Source organism: Sulfobacillus thermotolerans (assembly GCF_039623705.1).
In the GTDB taxonomy this organism is placed as follows: domain Bacteria; phylum Bacillota; class Sulfobacillia; order Sulfobacillales; family Sulfobacillaceae; genus Sulfobacillus; species Sulfobacillus thermotolerans.
Genome location: NZ_CP133983.1, coordinates 2,381,215 through 2,400,815, shown reverse-complemented (window position 1 = coordinate 2,400,815; position 19,601 = coordinate 2,381,215). Strand labels below are relative to the sequence as shown.

Here is a 19,601-nt window from a genome sequence, read left to right as displayed (position 1 = left end):
AACCGAGCGGCTTTGCTTAGCCGCTCGGCTAACAGGCACGAGGCCAAGTTGCTTGCGGCACCAATTGATCGATTAAGAGACGCAATTCATCAAAAGCCCGTGGATCCCCAGGCGTAGCCAATGGCAGCCGCACATCACCTGCGTGGAATCCTAGATAATTCATCGCCCATTTCACACTGATTGGATTGGTATAACGAAAAAGTTCCTGAAAGAGCGGCATCAGAAGTCCATTGATGCGGCGAGCTTCATGCAAATCTCCTTGTTCTACAGCTTGTGTCATTTCTTGAATTTTGCAACCCACCAAGTGCGAGGCCACACTCACAACGCCATAGGCCCCCAATGTCAGAGCAGGATAGTACATGGCATCATCTCCTGCATAAACATGCGTGGCGGGAGATAACAAGTTAATCAATTCCTGCATTTGGGGAAGAGAGCCGGCCGCCTCTTTTATCGCGATTACATTGGGACATTCCTGAATAATCGTGCGGGCCGTTTGTGGCAAGAGGTTGACGCCCGTACGTCCCGGAATATTATAAAGCATAGCAGGAACGGGAAGACCATCGGCAATATCGACAAAGTGGCGGATTAGTCCTTCCTGCGGCGGTTTGTTGTAGTAAGGACACACTAGCAATACGCCATCGGCTCCAGCTTCAGCTGCTTGCCAAGATAACTCTCGACTGTGACGCGTGTTGTTGGTTCCTGTCCCCATCCATAGGGGCACGTCATTGCCCACTGCCGCACGAACCGCCCGTAATAAGTTCATACGCTCTGTATCGGTTAAGGCGGGCGACTCGCCCGTAGTCCCGGACAAAATCAGGCCACCACTTCCATGGGCCACAAGCCACGCGGCCATAGTGCCTGCTTCTTCATAGTCAACATCACCGTCAGTGTTAAATGGGGTTATCATCGCAGTAAATACACGGGGTAGCATAAAATTAGCCTCCTTAGAAGTGTGGATAGGATAGGTAGTTAGACAGGTACGCCGGGACGCGCGAAAAATTACGCGCGAACCGGCCAGGTCTTAACGCCCGGCTTCTTCCACGACTTTTCAGAGACTGCAGAGACACACGAAATCGCAAAGAAATTGCTCAACCAGACAGATTCTGAATATCCGGTCATCGCAATTCCCCTTTCCGTGTGTTAAAGTTTTTTCGACTATATCACCTCTTACGCATCTTGTCAAATAATCATTCACCGTCATTGCATACGTTGGCGTTTGCGGATTGGCCGCACTTGTGGCATAAATGAAACGATGTCGTAGCCAACATGATTCCGTAACCCGCACCATCATTCCAACACTCCATGGTGCGTCAATCGACGGCACTCTTCGTCCCGGTACAAAGCCCCGAAATGATTCCGGGGTATTGTCTTTGGCAAACGATAACTTTGTTACGATGAAACGAAAGGTAGGGTAACCCTTTATGCAATGGGCGTCTCGAATGCAACAGATTCCTCCGTATTTATTTTTAGAACTTGACAACCTTGTAGCTCAGGAACGGGCCAAAGGTCGCGATATCATCAGCTTAGGCATTGGTGACCCGGTTCAACCCACCATTCCTGTTGCGGTAGAGGCTTTAAAACACGCAGTGGACAACCCGCAAACGCATCGCTATCCCAATTACTTGGGAAGTCCAGAATTTCGCCAAGCCATTGCTGACTGGTATAACCAAAGATTTCAGGTCCAGCTTGATCCTCACAATGAGGTTGTCGGTCTTATCGGATCAAAAGAAGGCATAGCGCATCTGATTTGGGCGATGGCAGAACCCGGTGATATTGTTTTAGTTCCCGACCCAGCATACCCGGTCTACCATACCCAAACTATTTTAGCGGGAGCTAAACCTTATCCATTGCCGCTCACGGCACAGAATCACTTTCTTCCGGATTTACGCGCCATTCCCGAGGATATCTGGGCGCGAGCCAAAATGCTTTGGCTCAACTATCCCAACAATCCCACGGGAGCGGTAGCTCCTTACGATTTCTATCAAGAAGCCGTCGATCTCTGCCGCACGCACGACGTTTTGTTATGCAGTGATGGGGCATACTTAGAAATGGGTTTTGATGGCTACAAGGCACCATCCGTCCTCGAGATTCCGGGCGCGAAGGACGTTGCTATCGAATTTTATTCCTTGTCTAAGCCCTTCAACATGACCGGTTGGCGTATTGCAGCCGCGGTAGGCAACTCATCGGCAGTCGCCGCATTGGGAACGTTGAAGAGCAATCTAGACTCCGGGCCCTTTACAGCCGTGCAAGATGCGGCAATAGCCGCGCTGCAATCAGATCCGAGGGCCTTTTTTGCCGACATGAATGCACTTTATCAGGAACGGCGCGATATAGCCATTCGTGCCCTCCATGCTATGGGAATTGCGGCAGCCACTCCCGCTGCAACATTTTACCTCTGGTTCCCAGCGCCATTCGGTATGACAGCGGCCGAAGCCACTACCTATTTTATCCAAGAAGCAGGTGTGCTGTTAACCCCAGGTGAAGCTTACGGCGCACATGGTCAAGGATGGCTCCGTATCTCCCTAACAATTGACACGCCTCGACTGCGCGAAGGCATGGAGCGCATGGCCGAAGCCGTCCGCAGCCACCCGCCGGCCTAAAGCACAGAGACTAATGTCTTCAAGTACCGGACGACAGGACGCGGCTGGTTGTTCAATAAGTCCACTCCTTCAGGACCTAATGGCACAGCCAGCACGTCGTCTAGTTCGGGATCGGCGCTCGGCTGCTGAACGTATTGGCGAAAATGCCGGCGAATTTCCTGACTCGTGGCCATAACGGCCATATCGACCGCAATGGCAATGCGCCCTGCTTCGTCGACTGTATAGCCTTTCACCGCACACGCTTCGTATGGAACATCAAGGCCTATTTCTTCTCGCGCTTCGCGACGGGCGGAAACAATGGGTAAGAACAATCCATCCATAATATCTTGAGCATCCGCCGATCCTCCTATGGCTTGAATCCATCCCGGCCTCGCAGTGTCTGAGCCCATCACCCCCACAATGAGAGAGCGATCAGATGTTCTGACACATGCCGCCGCAAACAGAACCCGTACATAATACGGATCATCGACGTTTAAGCGCTGAGCGAATAAGAAATGCGCATAGTCCGTCAGTGCTGTGTAGAGATAATGATGGGCACTGCCCTGATCCATATGAGTGACAGTGAGCACAGAGCCCCGAAACAAACCGGGTTGACGCCTCTTTTGTTCCGCCCAAAATTGGTCAATCTGGCCTTGCACGGTCCTTGGTAGTTTCATAGGCAACGGATCTACCACAACCGTTAATGCATCACACGGCACCCACTGCGACCACCGATTCAGAGGCCTTCCCCCTTTCTAAGTTGATTCGCCAACAAACCAGACCTCAATAATAAACCCGACAATCAGTAAAATTCCAATCACCGTATTAATCATCACCGATTCACCATGAAGTTGGGCAAATTCACTCGACGTCGAGCGAATTTCATTCATGACATGCAACATGCTGTTAGCATACAACACCAAGATCCAAGAAATGAAAGCTTGAGCAAATAGTACCCATCCCATCCGCCGTGACGAAAACCACGCGACAATCAACGCACCCACTAACGCTGCGCCGCCTGCCCACAAACCAATCCCGTAATAGGCTGGAAAAATCTGCACCAAGAGCTTTCCCGCATCCTCCATCGGTAGCACTTTGAATACCGCCTCCGCCACCACCAGCGAAAAGAAGAGAATGGTACCTAACCAAATGCCTGTGCCCATCATCCACAATAGGCGACCAATATTGCGCGTCATCGTATTTGCCTCCGTTCTCCGCTTTCACAATAAATTATGCTAAGGGGACAACACAATACCACCCATCCCTCTTGCAAGCCCTGTTGCTCCCGCCGCTTGTTTCAAGTACCATGAACAAGGATAGCCCCAAATACGGCACACGGGAAAGGACACGGTATGCACGACAAAGTCTCTGCGCGATTCATCGATATCCGCCCCACACTAGATCCCATTCTCTTTCAACGCTCGCCCGTGCTGGCCGAAGTGATGGGACAATATTCTGCCCGTACCCAGCGTTGGGGTGTTATGATACGGGAACATAACCCATACCTTCTTCTCGGTCCAAAAGACCGGCGCCTACCTCATCTCGATGAGGCTATCCGTTGGGCAACCGAACAAGGATATCCTGTATTTATGCGGGTCGGTGGCGGCTCTGTTGTCTTATTGGATCGTCAGTGTCTAAGCTTTGCCGTGTCCATGCCGTGCCGTGATCTCACGGTGTGGGAGCAAAACTTCCGTATTATGGCTCAGCCGGTCATCGACGCCCTTACTCAATTCGGAGTGGCTTGCCGTTTTGGACGTGCGGAAGGGTCGTATTGTGAGGGTCCTTATGACCTCGTGACGTTAGACGGTCAAAAGATTTCGGGAATTGCCCAAGCGATTCGAGGCGGGTCAGCCCTCGTCTCTGGGATGATTCTAGTCAAACAAGATCCCGTTCGCACTACGGCGCTGATCCAAGAATTTTACCGACGTGCCGGTAGCTCTCAAGTATTGCGAGATTCTGTCGTCACCGCGATAGACCGTCTGCCCGGATTTGAGAAGGTGTCCGTCGACGATGTTCACGATGCCTTGATCAAGGGGTTCTCGCAAACCTTCGACCTAGCATGGCAGCCCTTTACCCCTGAAGAATGGGACACGGCCGCCAATCTTGTCACCGGGCGGTTGGTCGCGGATATCACAAACAAGGAGACAAGCGATGCATACCACTATTGAAACGGATAAGGGGACAATGATTCTCGAACTCTACCCCAACGAAGCGCCAGGAACGGTCGCCAACTTTGCAAAACTCGCACAATCGGGATTTTATGACGGGCTAACTTTAACGAAAATCATTGAGCTGATGTTCAATTAATAGGGGGGTATCAATCTGCGAGGCATACCGTAAAGGTGATTGTTGCCAATAAGGCGCTGGATCCTCCCACCATGGCTTGTCTCCATACTGGGGCACCCGTAACCAGCCCAAATCACTGGTACCCATCGCACTGAATCGATTGACAACCGAGCGCATGGTCACCGCGCACCGAAACCGGTTCGTATGGGAAATCACCCAGTTGACCATAAACCCACCGTAACTTCCACCTAAGATCCCGAGACGACCCGCATCGATGACCGATGCATAGGGATGGGCTATTGCCGCGTCAATGATAGCCATTACGTCCGCATAATCTTTATCGCCCCATTCTCCCACAATACTACGACAATAAGCCTGTCCATACCCCAATGAGCCGCGAGGATTGCCAAAAATCACCGCATATCCTTGCGCCCGCAGCCACTGCAGCTCAAAATTGAATCGGTGCCCATACATGGCCATTGGTCCGCCATGGACCTCCAGCACCGCTGGGACTTTCTGTTGAATATTTTCGGGCAACAACATCCATGCTGCGACAGATGTCCCGTCCGCACTCGTTACGGAAAGAGCCTGTGGTTCTGCCAATTGATACGCAGGCCAGGGCATGGCCACCCGCAGCATCGGCTCAATCCCCGATTTCTGACCGACCAGTGAAAGAATTGAAGGGCAACGATCATCCGCGGAGAGCACGACGACTCCATGTGGATGACGCGCAAAGCTATAAATCACCTTATCGCCCTGCGTCAGCGCCTTAGGAGGACCTCCCTCCAAACTAAACGCCCACAAATGAACGCATCCCTCGCTAGATACACTCATGATAACCGTTGTGGCGTTTGCCATAACTACCGGATTATCCCAAGCTAACCCAGCCACATCTGTGACACTATGATCACCAACCGGCCGATCTAATTCACGAGATAACGGCCGTAGGATCTGCTCATCCTGATCCCACACATAAAGTTCTTCATTCCCATAGCCATAGTCATTAGGATTCGCGGCCGTAATGACCAACTGAGATGGACCAGCGACAACAAGACGGGTGATGGCCAACGATAAATCCGTCACGCGTTCCGTTGTCAACGTGTCGACATGACAACGAAAGATATCCTGCACCCCAGGATTGCTATCAGCCGTGTCACGAGGACGCTGCAGGTAGTACAGGTCAGAACCGTCTTTCGAAAACGCCAGGCACGACGCACTTGAAATTCCAGCCGTTAACACCACAAAATAGGGCCTATCCATGTCAACTAGCACAACCCGCTGAATCGTATGATTGAAATAACCCATCCCGTCGTGCTTATAATACTGGTCGGTGATGACCATGACATCCCGGGTAGCCCTCCGCCATCTAGCGGCTCGGTTCTCATAATTTGGTGACAGACACGGTTTTGTTCTGCATCAAAATGCGACTCCACCATATAAACCCGGCCTTGTGGGTCGCTTACCGCCTGTCCCCATGTTTTCAATAAGAGAAGATCACTGCTGTCCATCCCAACCCTCCTACTTAGTTGAGGCCCGTACAGATCTCAAACCTACGAGTCATGAACCATTTTTGAGCCGATCCCCCGACGTCCCTTCAAACAGGTCACCTCAAAAACACTTTTTGCAAAAATCCCCAATCGCTCCTGTCATTTTACACCTTGTCGGTCCTAAATCGTTGCCGACAACGACCTGGATCTAAAGATCATTCGATCGTTCATATCTGGTGCCTACGCCATGGTATCAAGTTTTCAAAACGCGACAAAGCGAAGGAGTCAGCTCAATATACTGACAGTTGCATTGTAAAGTAACTTTTAGTATGGTCAAGGCATACTTCACCGTATTTGTTGCATCCTGTCATTGAACAGGTGACACAAGGAGGATCCCATGGCTGTCTCATCACATGCTAAACGCCAACAACCATTGACCGGTCGAGCTCTATGGCTTAGCTTTGCCGCCGCCACCACCGGTACCTTTATGGTTAATGTCGATTCCAGTGTCGTCAATGTGGCACTCCCCGTCATGCAGCATCAATTTGTCCTACCCATCGGTACTTTGCAATGGGTTGTCACTGCATATTTATTGACTATTACCGGCGTTTTGCCCGTTATGGGACAAATTGCAGACCGACTTGGCCGCCGAGAAGTCTTTATTGTGGGAACTGCCACCTTTATTGCTGGATCTCTTTTATGCGCCTTGTCGCCAAACTTTCAATGGCTCGTCACAGCTCGCGTATTTCAAGGGCTCGGAGGGGCCATCATTATGGCCAATGTCATGGCGATCATCGCATTAATCTTCGCCCCCGATCAACGAGGCAAAGCACTCGGATTAATTGGGTCTGTCGTGGCTGCTGGAACCCTGGCTGGCCCTCCCTTAGGTGGTGTGCTCACGGCCGCATTCGGGTGGCAAAGCATTTTTTGGATTAACATTCCCTTTGGTTTATGGGGCTTATGGGGATCGTATCGGTATCTTCCCCGCTTTCCACGCGACGAGAGCCTGAGACGTCAGAAATTTGATTGGCCAGGCGCTTTAGCCTTTGCGTTCACCACATCACTATTGCAATTTGGACTCGCCAATTTGCACAATTGGTATGGATTGCTATTTATGGTGTTGGCCGCCATAGCCCTTGGTTTATTCATCATGGTTGAATCACATGGCGACCATCCATTAGTACCACTGGGCCTGTTTAAAGTGAAGCCCTTCTCTATGAATATGATCGCCGGTATTTTTTACTGGATTTTAATGATGTTTCCCGCTTTTCTCTTGCCGTTTTTTCTCCGCGACGAGCTGCACCTATCCGTCGGAGTTATTGGAGTCTCTCTTTTTCCTCAAGCCCTTACCATGATCATTGTCTCTCCTTGGGGAGGAACCCTTGCGGACAAATACGGCGTGCTATTGCCCGCCCGGTTAGGTCTGGCCATTTTTGCTGTTGTCAACCTAGGTTTAGCGCTTATTCCTGGCCATGCCCCGTTATGGTGGGTCTGGGCGCTGCTCGCTGGTCAAGGCATAGCTGCTGGCCTCTTCTCATCACCGAACAGTGCGGCAATCTTAAATTCCGTGCAAAAACGCGATACGGGACTCGCCTCGAGTCTAATGGCGACGGAAAGAAATTTAGGCCGCGCCATTGGCGTCGGCCTTGCCACAGAAACCTTATCTCTCATTTGGGTCCTCATAGGTATCGGACCGTCTCCATCGCACACAAATCCCCATTACAGTACATGGTTTCTGCTCGGATTTCACGGGGTATTCTGGGTGGCCATCATCTTTTCGTTCCTGGCCTTTGTTACCACAGTAAATCCAGACACCTCACCGCACCCCCGCATGCCCGGACGAGGCGGCTCACGTTGAGCCGCCTCCTAATCCGCATGCAGCATTTTCGCTTTATGGTGCTTTAAGCGTTTGCGTGCCTGAAGGCGACTACGCCGCGATTCTGTCAGCAACCGAATGCCAGGGGGGTACAGCCGGACAAGAGGTCCAGTAGTAACCATTTCTTCTGATCCACAAACCGAACACCGATCATCCACAATCAAACCCTCCCATTTCATTCCACAGGTTTCAAGTTATTCACAGTAAACTTCCACATACCGCAGAGCTTTTCCTGCCTTTCTTACTTTCCTTTCCACAGTTTTTTCACAACGTTATCCCCATTATATCCACAGACTTCGACAAGAGTGAGCACCTTGGCTCACTCAATACCGTAGAACTCTGTGAATTCTGTCGGGAGATTATCCCGGAGATTATGCAAGACCCCTGTGGGCACCGCCATCAATGTCGATACTAGTACCCGTGATAAACCCTGCCGCATCCGACATGAGAAAGACAATTAAAGACGCCACATCCCATGCCGTCGGAAGACTGCCCAAGGGCGCCCCTTGGCGCATTTCAGCTAGAACCTGGGCCGGATCTTTATGCGTTCTGGCCGCAATTCCTCTCGCCATTTCTACAAGCAAATCGGTATCAGTCGCTCCGGGATTGACATTAACCACTCGGACGTGGGCACTCTTCGCTTCGTCCGCTAATACCTTGCTCACCGCGCGCAAAGCCCCATTCACGGCACTGGCCACAGCGAGCGTTGGATTGGGATCTTTGCCCGCTACCCCTACCAGATTAACAATCACCCCGCGCCGATTCTCCATCATTTTGGGCAAGACAGCGCGCATCATCGCCAAATACCCCCAGAATTTTAGGGAAAAGTCCTGTTGCCATAGTGTCCACGAAGCATCAAGGGCACCGGTAATAGAGGCTCCTCCGGCCCCATTGAGTAATAACGTTGGAACTCCTTCCATAACCCTCTCGGCGTAAGCCACCACTTCACCCGCCGCTGTGGGCTGATCTGTCAGATCGGTGGCAAACCACCACGCCTTACCCGGCCCTAACGCATTCAGCGCTACCGTGCTTTGAGCCAAAGTCTCTGCATTGCGGGCCACCAAAAGGACATCGTGCCCACGGGTCACCAATTGTTCAGCCACAGCCCGACCGATACCGCGGCTGCCACCCGTAATAATTGCGCGGTCATTGGTCTGTTCCATGGTCCACCCCCTGCTCGTGATACCTCCACTTTATGCTGGGGCGGGTGTCTTTATGAACTTGGTCCATGCGTCGGCTGATGGGAGATAAAAAGCTAGACCATATCCCTGTCCGACCACAATGACCCCCGAGGGGGTGGATATAACGGGAAAAATAGGAGGTTGTCCGTAGAGGAGAACGGGAGAAAAATTGCTAGAAGGCACGACATCAAGAACATCACGAGCAAGATTCACGCGACCAATCGCCACTTGGTTGACGCCAGCATCCCACAACGTGACGACCGCTTCGTGGGGCGTCACCCAGGCAAGACGACTGACCCCTCCCGCAAATAACTGTGAATTCCCAGGAACAGCCCAGCTAGAGGGTATTATGGTGACAGACGTATCATGTGCTCCAATTTTCATGACTTGGTTAGCCGTTTGAGGGAAAGCACCAGGCCCTGCAATTAATGCCAAGACCTGTGGGGTTGAAGAAGAAAACTGGGGAGAGGATAAGGCCACAATGGGCCCATCTGCTGACGTCTGGGTTAGCACGCGACCCTTTTGCCATAACATAACCACATTGGGATGGTCTTCGGCTAACCACACCCCGTCACCGGGTGCAGGTTGCATGGCTACGACTTGTCCCGTGATTGATGGCAAGGGATACAAGGACACCTGCTGGCCGTATGTGACAGCCATTTCCCAGCGTTGATGGCCCATAGGAAGCGCAGCGTAGACACGGGATGCAGACACAGCCATGGCTGCTGGCGTGAGGAGTCCATGGACAGACAATGTTTGTTGGCCACTCACATCGCTAAATTCATCAAGCCCTGCTGACTTATGTTCAACCGCAGTCTGACCCTTGATCCCCAACGCTGAAGCAGAAGCCGCGTCATATGCTGTTTGACGCACTGCACCGCTGCTCGGCTGCCAGCTTATCATTGTCAGGGCTCCTGGCACATTGCTCCAAAAAGCTTCCGCTCGAATGGTTCCAGTCGGTGTTAAAGCCAATCGCCCGACATAGCCTTCTAGTTCTGGGCTAATGGGTTGTAAGGAGGTCGCTGCTATCCCTGGATAAGCCGGAGGCATCCGAACTGATAGCGTTGGCGCGGGTGGTGTCCCACAACCCGCAAGCGCACCCAATAGCCCCACGATGCCCAGCCTTTTAACCCATTTTGTCATTGTCGCATCACCACCCGTTATTGTGCGACGTTTCGACATTAATCGCAAGCAATTAGGCTTCTAGATGCTGATAGTGGCGGTAAGCTTGCTCAATTAAGGGATACTGTGATGGCAACAACCGATCGGGCAGTTCAGTAAAACCAAACCAACGTGATTCCATAATCTCCCCGTCTTTCGAACTTTTAGACACCGTTGGCTCCGACACCTCCGCCCAATAGCCGATTTCCAGATGACGGTGATGTGGCACACCTGAATAGAAATACTTCAAATGCTCAATATGCAACCCCGTTTCCTCAAAGATTTCCCGACACGCGGCCGCCTCGGGCGTTTCTCCGGCATTGACCCAGCCTGTCAGCAAACCCCATGGATAGCGAGGACGATAGCTATGGCGCAACAACAAGATCTTGTCATCGCGCCACAGCACTACCACGACGGCCACTAAGAATTTAGTTTGCGTTAGATACATTAAGAACTGAACCAGACGTTTTGGCAGCATTCGCCCCACTACAAAGAATCTCAACCGCTGCCACGCCTGCTTAAATCGCATGGCGCCACTCCGTTCTGGGACTTAAAAGGCGTCGTTTACTTAATACAAGGCCCATATCGTCTTAGAACACAGGCCGCTCTCGCCACGTGCCAAAAACTGACTTCATCACCTCGACAATCTCACCTTCGGTACACCCAGCCCGAACGGCATCGATAATGGCAGGCATTAATGGCGCCGACTCCGTGGCACACGCCCGTTCAAGACTGGACAATGTTGACCGTACAGCGGCGGCATCCCGCTGCTGTTTCCATGCCTGAAGGCTTTGAACTTGCTCCCGTTCGACCGCTGGGTCGATGCGCAAAAGGGGAATAACGTTTCCTTCTTGAGGCTCCACAAATGCATTAACCCCCACCATAATCTGCTCGTGATTTTCTAATTCTTTTTGATAACGGTAGGCGGCATCCGCGATTTCTCTCTGCAAAAAGCCATTCTCAATGCATTCGAGAACGCCACCTTGATCGTGAATGCGCTGGAAATACTCTTCCGCCAGCTGCTCCATTTGGTCTGTCAAGGCTTCAACGTAATAAGAGCCTGCCAAAGGGTCCACGGTATTGGGAACACCCGTCTCATATGCCAGAATCTGCTGCGTTCGCAGAGCAATCTTCACAGCCTTCTCTGTTGGCAACGATAACACTTCGTCCATAGAATTCGTGTGCAGTGATTGCGTTCCTCCCAATACCGCCGCCATCGCTTCATATGCCGTCCGCACAATATTGTTCTCAGGCTGTTGGGCGGTTAAGGAACAACCAGCCGTCTGCGTATGAAAGCGCATGGTCCAGGACTTGGGATTTTTCGCTCCATAAATTTCTTTAAGATGGCGCGCCCAGATTCGGCGAGCCGCACGAAATTTTGCAATTTCTTCAAAAAAGTCAATATGGGCATTGAAAAAGAAGGAAAGACGTGGCGCAAATGCATCGACATCAAGGCCAGCGGCTATACCGGCTTCCACATAAGCAAATCCATCCGCTAAGGTAAAGGCCAGTTCCTGCGCAGCCGTCGATCCCGCTTCGCGAATGTGATATCCACTGATACTAATGGAGTTCCACTGAGGAACATGAGCCGTCGCATAAGCCATCATATCCACGATAACGCGCATCGACGGTTTGGGAGGAAAAATCCACTCTTTTTGTGCAATGTATTCTTTTAAAATGTCTGCTTGCAACGTCCCTCGCAACTGATCCCAAGCCACGCCTTGGCGTTCTGCAGCCACCAGATACATTGCCCAAATAATGGGGCCTGGCCCATTGATCGTCATCGACGTCGACACTTTGTCCAGTGGGATTCCCTCAAACAAACGCTGCATATCGCCGACATGATCAATAGCCACACCTTCCCGACCTACTTCTCCTAAGCTGTGCCCGTCGTCCGAATCGTAGCCCATCAACGTTGGCATGTCGAAAGCCACGGACAATCCCGTTTGCCCTTGTTCCAAAAGATAATGAAAACGTTCATTTGTTTCACGTGCTGTTCCAAATCCGGCAAGACATTGCCCAAGGCACAAGGTGCTAAAACATCGCAAGGTGTTTCTAAAATTGTCCAAGGATCGGCAGGTTCTATGTTCAGTTCCGCTGAGGCTTTGCCGACGACATGCGGGTTGATATCCGCGGCTATCACATGCGCCCCCTCCGCCATGGCACGGCGGGCGAGTTGATAACCTACTTTGCCTAAGCCTTGGATGGCCAATCTACGTCCCGTCAACGACGGCGAACCAAATCGGTATTCCAACGATGCCCGGATAGCGGTGAGCACTCCCTGCGCCGTCATATCACCAGTGTCACCGGACCCTCCATAAGCTTTTGGCAAACCAATCACATGATGAGTCTCTTTAGCTACCTGGACCAAATCTGATTCATTGATGCCAACATCTTCCCCGGTAATATACCGACCTTGAAGGGTTTCCACAAAGCGGCCGAATGCTCGCAGAGCTTCTGAAGTTGACCGATTCACCGGATCTTCCAAGATGACCGCTTGCCCGCCGCCGAAATCGATACCTGCTGCGGCGGCCTTATACGTCATGCCTTCGGACAGCCTGAGCACATCCTCAATGGCGGCATCTTCAGACCCATAGGGAAACAGCCGACACCCGCCCAAGGCCGGTCCCAAAGTCGTGTCATGGATAGCAATAATCGCCCGCAATCCTGTACGCCTATCGAAGTTGAAAATCACTTGCTCATGCCCTTGCTGCGCCATAGCCTTAAAGATATTCATTGAATTCCCCCTTGTCGGCAAAAACGCTCCACGCTTCTTCTATGACTTTAGCGACAAAGGACAGGCATTGCAACCAGTAACAATCCGCGTTCTATCTCTTGGTTTTGGTTGACGCCACCTCATCGTCCGCCCAAATAAGCCCCCCTAAACCTTCCCCCGGTATCATGCCCACAATCCCCCCCTCCTCGTCGCCAATCTGTGCTGTTGGCCATGCGGTGCGCCGCTCAGCGACAGCCTGTGGCCTTAACACGGCCAGAGGAGTGCGTTGCGCACCTTGGCCCATCGGATTATCACGCAGAAGACTGCGCACCAATTCTTTGTCGACCCGCGCTGATGCTGCCAAGACTTCCGCCCCGATATCATTGACATCAACAATGGCCACCTGTGTATGCAAAAGTTTAGCTAATCGGTCGGCAATTTCTTGTCCATGCTCTGGTGCTAAGACAATATATTCGTTATACGGCGGAATGGTTGTTGGCCCTGGCCCGTCAATCGACGCCACTTCCCTCCCCGCAATCCGGTAAAAGTCTCCCGAACGTCCCGTCAGACGATCAAAGGCCCCGGCAGTTGCCGCCGCTAAAATGCGCGGCAGTCCCGCCTCACGAATCGCCATCTCCATGGTTTCGGGGCGCCGCAAGCCCAACCCGTATCCAAGCTGGCGCACATGCCGTGACAACCATCGGGCCATCCACCGCGGCTTCACTTGATTTAGCAAAACCGCCCGCCCTTCGGCAATCGCTACCACCTTTTCTCCAATCACCACGATATCGCGCGGCGACACTTTCCCCGCAAAATAGGGTACGAGCGTCTTAAGCAAATCTTCCCCTGGTGTCACCAGATGGCTGCGCACGACAAACCGTTGAAATCGCTGAGAGCCAGCGGTTTGCGTTGGTTTTTGAATCCACGTCCCATTGCCGTCTTCGTTGGCGTGATGTGCATTCTTGTTGACAGACCCTGCCATGATCATCTCTCCCATCGCACGTTTATACCCTTTAACGTATGCGCAACGCATACCCCAGGTACGCCCACAATTGGCGTCATCTTCTACCAAGGCAGATTGTCTTCTCCATATCATTTAAATTCTGGCAACAGGCCGCAACATTTCCGGGGCTCAGCCCACATTCCTTTGTGGAACATCGGAAAAAGGCGCTGACCTTATGGTCAGCGCCTTTTTCCGTTATCTTCTCAAGGAGCATTAGCCGGGATAATTGGCCAACAATTTATGAATCTCCTCAGCTAGTGTCATCGCATCATGATATGACCGTTGCCATACAGTCCGCCCAAAAATCAGTCCAGTGGCTCCACTATCCATGCACTGGCGAGCCTTGGCCAACGTCTCTTCTTCTGACGCTTTCTCCCCGCCTGCAAAGATGACCAAAGACCGTCCACCCGAACGAATAATCTGAGATAATGCGGCATCAAGTGTCCACTCACGCTGATAGGCCTTAGGTGCTTGGCTGAGATCTGCTTCCACATTGGGCACATTGACCTTGATGACGTCCGCACCGAGCTCTTGGGCCGCGCGAGCCGCGTAGTCTATAGCGTAGACGGTGTTCTTCCCTCCCTTCGCCTCGATCGCTGCTCCACGCGGGTAACTCCAGACAATGACAGGCATTCCAAAGCGCTCTGCCTCCGTCCGGATTTGACGAAACTGAGCAAAATCCTCATCTTGCCGGGGCGACCCAACGTATAGGGTGTACCCCACCGCGTCTGCGCCAAGCCGCACCGCATCCTCCACCGATGCGGTCAGAGGCGACAACGGTTCGTTATCGGACGGAATCTCGGTCTTCCCATTGAGTTTTAAAATCAAGGGAACCTGTCCCGCATATTCCGGATAAAATTTCTCAGCCAATCCGATTTGGCAAGCAATCGCGGAAAAGTGCCCGTCCAAGGCTAGGCGAAACTGAAATCCGGGGTCAAGACTTTCTGGCGCCTCTAGAAAATCACGCGGCCCATGTTCCAGTCCTTGGTCAATGGGTAAGATCATAAGCGTCCCATTGGCGGGGCCAGCTCCATAGAGAAGGCGGTATAAGCGCGCCTTTTTTCCCGCATTAAGAGTCAATTGATCAAGATGTGTGCGTATGTCTAGACCTGCCATGTTCGATATGTCAGTCCTTTCTCTTGTCGGTTCCTGTTCTGTCTCCATCATAGCAAACCCTGTAGCAATGGAAAATTCGACCGCCATAACGTACGGTTGACAGAACATTCCCGCCCTATTCCGTTACAAAAAACTTCCCTAAACCTACTCACGGGGAGTTTTCGTCTTATTGTTCGCTCTCTGAACGGCTTTCCACGACAGTCTGCCGTTGCTAGAGTCAGGCCGTTAACGGTGAGTCACATCCTCCACAAGCGATGCGACCTTCACAACCGGCGCTGGGGTTGCCCCCGTGATTTGGGCGTTGCGCTGATCCAAGATCTTTTTAATGGCCTCTTTCGTCATCCACGGTTTGATCTCGGGATCGGTGCTCCGCTTTAAAATCACCTTCGCTGCATTGCCATCGGCGGTATCGACCGTGCCACAAAACACGCACCGGAAATGATCCCCTTTGCGGTTGTCTTTAGCCGTGAAACCGCAATGAGCGCACTCCTGACTCGTATACGCTAACGCAACCGCTTGTCGGCGAGAACCTCTCGCCGTGGTTTTAAAATCTAATCGTTCGGCCAGGACGCTACGCATCCACAAGGACACTTGACGGGACATGGTCTTACCTTGGGCCTTGCCGCGCATATGACTTAAATCTTCGACAATGATCCGTTGCGGTCTCTGTTCCAACACGTCGTTGAGCGCGTGGTTAATTTCCGTGGCAAACGCTGCTCGGGCTTTGGTACGCCGCATGTTTTGTTTCTTCTTGCCCAGATTGTTTCGATGCACTTTCTTGAGGTGTGCCTGGCGTTCTTCTTCACGGACAAGCACTTTATTCTTCGCGGCATCACGAATGTGATTGCGCTTCTTGCCTTTATCCGTCACCCGCGCGTCTACCTTCGCGAGGATGCGCCCAAAGTCAGTGCCATAGCGTCGGTTATTCTGATCGGTATAGACTTCCGTGGTGCCCGCATCTAGCGCAATATTTTTGATGCCAGGGGACATCTTCTTGACGTTGACCTGGGTCATCGTATGAATCTCAAAGTGATCGGCCGCATACATCACGCGAATATTCCCACGGATGCCTGCGTTGCCAAGAAGGGGTAACACGATACGCTGACCTTTGACAAGACTCGTGAGGCTAATATATTGTTTTCCTTTCTCGATGAACACGCGATAGCTACTGTCGTCCAGCATGGCACTATGCCGATTGTGAACCCGCGGTGGGTGCATCAAGGGATTGCGTATCAAGTGGAACAACCACGGATCGTGCCATGCGCCAGACAGCACCTGGGCCAGTTCAGCGTAGGACTTGAACGCCTTAAAGTAGCGGATGCGCGCATTCGCATCCTCCGTGTGGGCGAAGACTTGGCTTTTCCAGTGATTGAGAGCGTTGGCACTCTCCACCCACGCCACCATCGTCGCAACGGCATCGAAAACACATTGATCTTCGATATGAATCGGTAACGTGTGATAACTATACTGACGGGCAAATCGGCGTTTGACCTTGCGCGGCGATTGCCAAATGTGCCAGTTCTTCGTTTTGGCGAGTGCCACCAGGTACGCATCTTTCTGCTGGGCGTACCGGTCGATGAGGTCATGGAGCAAAACGGTTTTGCGTTTATTCGGTTGTCGGGTCAGCCGCCGCCGGGTTCGCATCATCTTGCGTCGCCTCTTTCATGCGTTCAATCAATTTTTTATTCTTGTGGCTCCGGGAACCATACCGTCTCGCGGAAAACACCGTAATGATTTCGAGCACGTCCTGCGTCAGTTCTTCTTCGTAGCACCTCTCTTCTGATGTATTGACGATCACCACTTCGGTGTGGAACTCTTCACAGAGAGCAAAGACCAGTTCTGCGCCGAATCGCAACAGCCGATCTTTATGGGTGACGACGAGCCGTTCCACATCATTGCGCATAATGCGCTGTAAAAGCTCACGCAATCCTTTCTTGTGGTAATTCAGACCGGATCCCCGATCACGAATCACCTCATGAGTCCAGCCGTTCGTTGTGCAGAACTCGGATAACACCATGGCCTGTCTTTCCAAGTCGGCTTTCTGGTCGGGACTCGACACACGGGCATACGCGATGGTCACACGATCTGTTTTGGGCAGGGGATGCACGGCCCTTTGCGTTAACTCTTCAGACCGATACCGGCGATGTCCGCCCGGCGTTCGCTCGGGTTTCAGACGCCCTTCCGCTTCCCAACGGCGCATGGTGCTTTTGGATACCCCTAAGACTTTCGCTGCTTCTTCTAAACTTAATAGCATATCTAAATCATACAGAAAAATATGATTTAGTGGAGAAAAAGCAATATTTTAGTTACTGATTGAAACCCCTATAGAACCCAAGACAACCCCCATAAGGCGGGACATTTTGGCGATTTTTGGGTATCATCAAACTGCGGGTGTCTCCCTCAGTGCACGGCACGCGATCATAAATTCAAGGAGGACCTATGCCAACGACTGCTCCATCGACATTGCGATATCAAATTTCTATGGAAGACCCAGGCCGTCACCGCTTTCATGTCGAGATTACGTGGAGCGGCCCACATCCGATGCCCTTACACTGGGCGTTGCCCGTTTGGACCCCAGGGTCTTATCTCGTGCGCGAGTTTGCCAAAAATGTGAGTCAAGTCCGTGCCCATCACGCAGGACACCCGGTGCGAGTTGATAAGGTGGGAAAGGCCGAATGGTCCCTCGTACCTGACGACGGCTCCGCATCGACATGGCAATTGGCTTACGATGTCTATGCCTTCGAATTGAGCGTGCGCTCAAGCTATTTAGATACCACACGGGGATATTTCAATGGTGCGAACGTTTTTCTTTATCCACAAACTGACGTGCCTTATATGATCGAACTTGAAGTCGTCCCCTTCCCAGGCTGGGATGTTGCCACGGCCCTCGAACGCTCTGCTGCTCCAGGCTTCGTTTTTACTGCGGCTGACTATGATACCCTTGTGGACAGTCCTGTAGAATGCGGAACATTTCGCCGAGAAAGCTTTGAAATGAATGGCGTCCGCCATGAGCTCATCCTGACGGGATTTGACCGAACCAACCTTTCCAACCTTCTGCGTGACCTCCCACGCATTTTAGAGGCGGCTCATGCAGTCTTTGGTGGTCTTTTACCCTACACTCGCTACGTATTTTTGGTGGCGGGGGTTCCAGACCAAGGTGGTGGGCTCGAACACCGCAGCTCAGCCAGTATTATCTTCGATCCGTTACAACTCGATAATCCGGAGCAATATCCGAAAATTTTGGCGCTGTTTGCTCATGAATATTTCCATTTGTGGAATGTCAAACGACTTCGTCCACAGAATTTAGGTTCCTTTGACTATCAACACGAAGTCTACACCCATTTACTCTGGGTACTAGAAGGTTGGACAGATTATTACGCATGGCTATTGTTAGCGCGCTCGGGCACCGTCACCCCAGACATTGTCCTACAACATTTTGCCGAATCCCTTCGAATCTTGGACATGACTCCCGGCCACAAGGTACAGAGTGTGGCAGAAGCGTCATGGGATGCGTGGATCAAATTTTACCGCCCCGATGGAAATACGCCGAACATTACGGTCAGCTATTACCTCAAAGGAGCTTTGGTGGCGCTTTTCATGGACCTCTCTTTGCGGCATGCCACGAATGGCCGTGGAAGCCTTGACACCGTACTGCAAACATTATGGGAGCAATATGGCGACCATGGCTACCCTGAAAATGCCGTGGACCACGCCCTAGAGGAGGTTGGCGGCCCGATCGTCCGCACATGGCTGAGCCGGTGGGTCTATGGTACGGATGATTTAGAAACCGATCTGTGGCCTGAGTTTGGCCTTGCTTTAAAGAAGGAATGGAAAAATCCCCGCATGACGCCCGCTTTTACTGGCCTCATCGTCGAACGATCTGAAACCGACCGTGTCAAAATTAAGTCGGTTCTGCAAGGAAGCCCCGGAGAGGCGGCAGGATTGGCTCCCGGCGACGAATGGATTGCTTGGGATCAAGTCCGCTTGCGTTTTCAAGATCTCGACACACGCTTGGCGCATTGCGTCCCCGGACGCCCAGTCACCGTCACCATATTCCGTCACCAACGATTGCAGATCTACACCCTCATCCCCGAGGCTCCAAAACCCGACAAGTGGGCCCTTGAACCCGAAGCTCAGAGCACAGAAAAGGCCCGCCAACAATTTCGCGACTGGTTGGGAGCCCCTTTGCCGTGATT

Annotated in this window: 18 protein-coding genes and 1 pseudogene; 5 read left to right on the top strand and 14 right to left on the bottom strand. The window is 52.0% G+C overall.

Translation table 11 applies throughout. The features are described 5' to 3' along the window. Positions 1 to 28 precede the first annotated feature (28 nt). Positions 29 to 931: a 4-hydroxy-tetrahydrodipicolinate synthase gene (dapA, locus tag ORD20_RS12465; protein WP_103374370.1), complete on the bottom strand. Its 903-nt coding sequence runs from the start codon at positions 929 to 931 to the stop codon at positions 29 to 31. 490 nt (positions 932 to 1,421) lie between these two features. Between dapA and ORD20_RS12460 the strand changes: the two genes are divergently transcribed. Further along, positions 1,422 to 2,600 (top strand): LL-diaminopimelate aminotransferase, encoded by a 1,179-nt coding sequence (locus ORD20_RS12460; protein ID WP_103374371.1) that lies wholly within the window; start codon positions 1,422 to 1,424, stop codon positions 2,598 to 2,600. On the opposite strand, the gene ORD20_RS12455 is transcribed toward ORD20_RS12460, so the two are convergent. Beyond that, positions 2,597 to 3,298, bottom strand: a complete 702-nt coding sequence (locus ORD20_RS12455; RefSeq protein ID WP_103374372.1) for an NUDIX hydrolase — start codon at positions 3,296 to 3,298, stop codon at positions 2,597 to 2,599. The genes ORD20_RS12460 and ORD20_RS12455 overlap by 4 nt on opposite strands. A gap of 36 nt (positions 3,299 to 3,334) precedes the next feature. Continuing rightward, the gene (locus ORD20_RS12450; RefSeq protein WP_103374373.1) at positions 3,335 to 3,775 is read right to left on the bottom strand and encodes a DUF4149 domain-containing protein; all 441 of its coding nucleotides are present in this window, start codon (positions 3,773 to 3,775) and stop codon (positions 3,335 to 3,337) included. Positions 3,776 to 3,931: 156 nt separating this feature from the next. Between ORD20_RS12450 and ORD20_RS12445 the strand changes: the two genes are divergently transcribed. Together ORD20_RS12445 and ORD20_RS12440 are read left to right on the top strand one after the other, a co-directional pair. Then, on the top strand, positions 3,932 to 4,747 hold the full coding sequence (locus ORD20_RS12445; RefSeq protein ID WP_103374374.1) for a lipoate--protein ligase family protein: 816 nt from the start codon (positions 3,932 to 3,934) through the stop codon (positions 4,745 to 4,747). Continuing rightward, on the top strand, positions 4,731 to 4,886 hold the full coding sequence (locus ORD20_RS12440) for a peptidylprolyl isomerase (protein WP_430626227.1): 156 nt from the start codon (positions 4,731 to 4,733) through the stop codon (positions 4,884 to 4,886). Before ORD20_RS12445 ends, ORD20_RS12440 begins: the two co-directional genes overlap by 17 nt. Here the strand turns inward: ORD20_RS12440 and ORD20_RS12435 are convergent. After that, positions 4,854 to 6,206: a prolyl oligopeptidase family serine peptidase gene (locus tag ORD20_RS12435; RefSeq protein WP_430626226.1), complete on the bottom strand. Its 1,353-nt coding sequence runs from the start codon at positions 6,204 to 6,206 to the stop codon at positions 4,854 to 4,856. The two genes, ORD20_RS12440 and ORD20_RS12435, sit on opposite strands and share 33 nt — an antisense overlap. A 543-nt stretch (positions 6,207 to 6,749) precedes the next feature. Here ORD20_RS12435 and ORD20_RS12430 point away from each other — a divergent pair. Beyond that, complete coding sequence (locus ORD20_RS12430) at positions 6,750 to 8,210, top strand: MFS transporter (protein ID WP_103374377.1); 1,461 nt, start codon at positions 6,750 to 6,752, stop codon at positions 8,208 to 8,210. A gap of 8 nt (positions 8,211 to 8,218) precedes the next feature. On the opposite strand, the gene ORD20_RS12425 is transcribed toward ORD20_RS12430, so the two are convergent. From ORD20_RS12425 to ORD20_RS12380, 10 genes and pseudogenes are all read right to left on the bottom strand, one after another. Then, entirely contained in the window at positions 8,219 to 8,386 is a 168-nt protein-coding gene (locus ORD20_RS12425) for a hypothetical protein (protein WP_430626225.1), read from the bottom strand. A gap of 213 nt (positions 8,387 to 8,599) precedes the next feature. Then, positions 8,600 to 9,391, bottom strand: a complete 792-nt coding sequence (locus tag ORD20_RS12420) for an SDR family NAD(P)-dependent oxidoreductase (RefSeq protein ID WP_103374379.1) — start codon at positions 9,389 to 9,391, stop codon at positions 8,600 to 8,602. A gap of 30 nt (positions 9,392 to 9,421) precedes the next feature. Then, a complete protein-coding gene (locus ORD20_RS12415; RefSeq protein ID WP_103374380.1) occupies positions 9,422 to 10,552 on the bottom strand; it encodes a hypothetical protein in 1,131 nt (376 codons plus the stop codon). Between the two features lie 52 nt (positions 10,553 to 10,604). After that, complete coding sequence (locus tag ORD20_RS12410; RefSeq protein WP_103374381.1) at positions 10,605 to 11,099, bottom strand: NUDIX hydrolase; 495 nt, start codon at positions 11,097 to 11,099, stop codon at positions 10,605 to 10,607. Between the two features lie 61 nt (positions 11,100 to 11,160). After that, positions 11,161 to 12,579 (bottom strand): annotated as a pseudogene (locus tag ORD20_RS12405) (acyl-CoA mutase large subunit family protein); the annotation flags it as partial. Continuing rightward, positions 12,480 to 13,289 (bottom strand): Glu/Leu/Phe/Val dehydrogenase dimerization domain-containing protein, encoded by an 810-nt coding sequence (locus ORD20_RS12400; protein WP_430626721.1) that lies wholly within the window; start codon positions 13,287 to 13,289, stop codon positions 12,480 to 12,482. The gene ORD20_RS12400 and the pseudogene ORD20_RS12405, both read right to left, overlap by 100 nt. Before the next feature lie 109 nt (positions 13,290 to 13,398). After that, positions 13,399 to 14,268 (bottom strand): coenzyme F420-0:L-glutamate ligase, encoded by an 870-nt coding sequence (locus ORD20_RS12395; protein WP_103374384.1) that lies wholly within the window; start codon positions 14,266 to 14,268, stop codon positions 13,399 to 13,401. Positions 14,269 to 14,502: 234 nt separating this feature from the next. After that, a complete protein-coding gene (locus ORD20_RS12390) occupies positions 14,503 to 15,405 on the bottom strand; it encodes a class I fructose-bisphosphate aldolase (protein WP_103374500.1) in 903 nt (300 codons plus the stop codon). A 225-nt stretch (positions 15,406 to 15,630) separates the two neighbouring features. Next, positions 15,631 to 17,052: a zinc ribbon domain-containing protein gene (locus ORD20_RS12385; RefSeq protein WP_103374385.1), complete on the bottom strand. Its 1,422-nt coding sequence runs from the start codon at positions 17,050 to 17,052 to the stop codon at positions 15,631 to 15,633. Further along, the gene (locus tag ORD20_RS12380) at positions 17,012 to 17,659 is read right to left on the bottom strand and encodes an IS607 family transposase (RefSeq protein ID WP_103374386.1); all 648 of its coding nucleotides are present in this window, start codon (positions 17,657 to 17,659) and stop codon (positions 17,012 to 17,014) included. The genes ORD20_RS12385 and ORD20_RS12380 overlap by 41 nt, the downstream gene beginning before the upstream one ends. A 185-nt stretch (positions 17,660 to 17,844) precedes the next feature. Here ORD20_RS12380 and ORD20_RS12375 point away from each other — a divergent pair, with 185 nt between their 5' ends. Next, a complete protein-coding gene (locus ORD20_RS12375) occupies positions 17,845 to 19,599 on the top strand; it encodes a M61 family metallopeptidase (protein WP_103374387.1) in 1,755 nt (584 codons plus the stop codon). Positions 19,600 to 19,601: the final 2 nt, after the last annotated feature.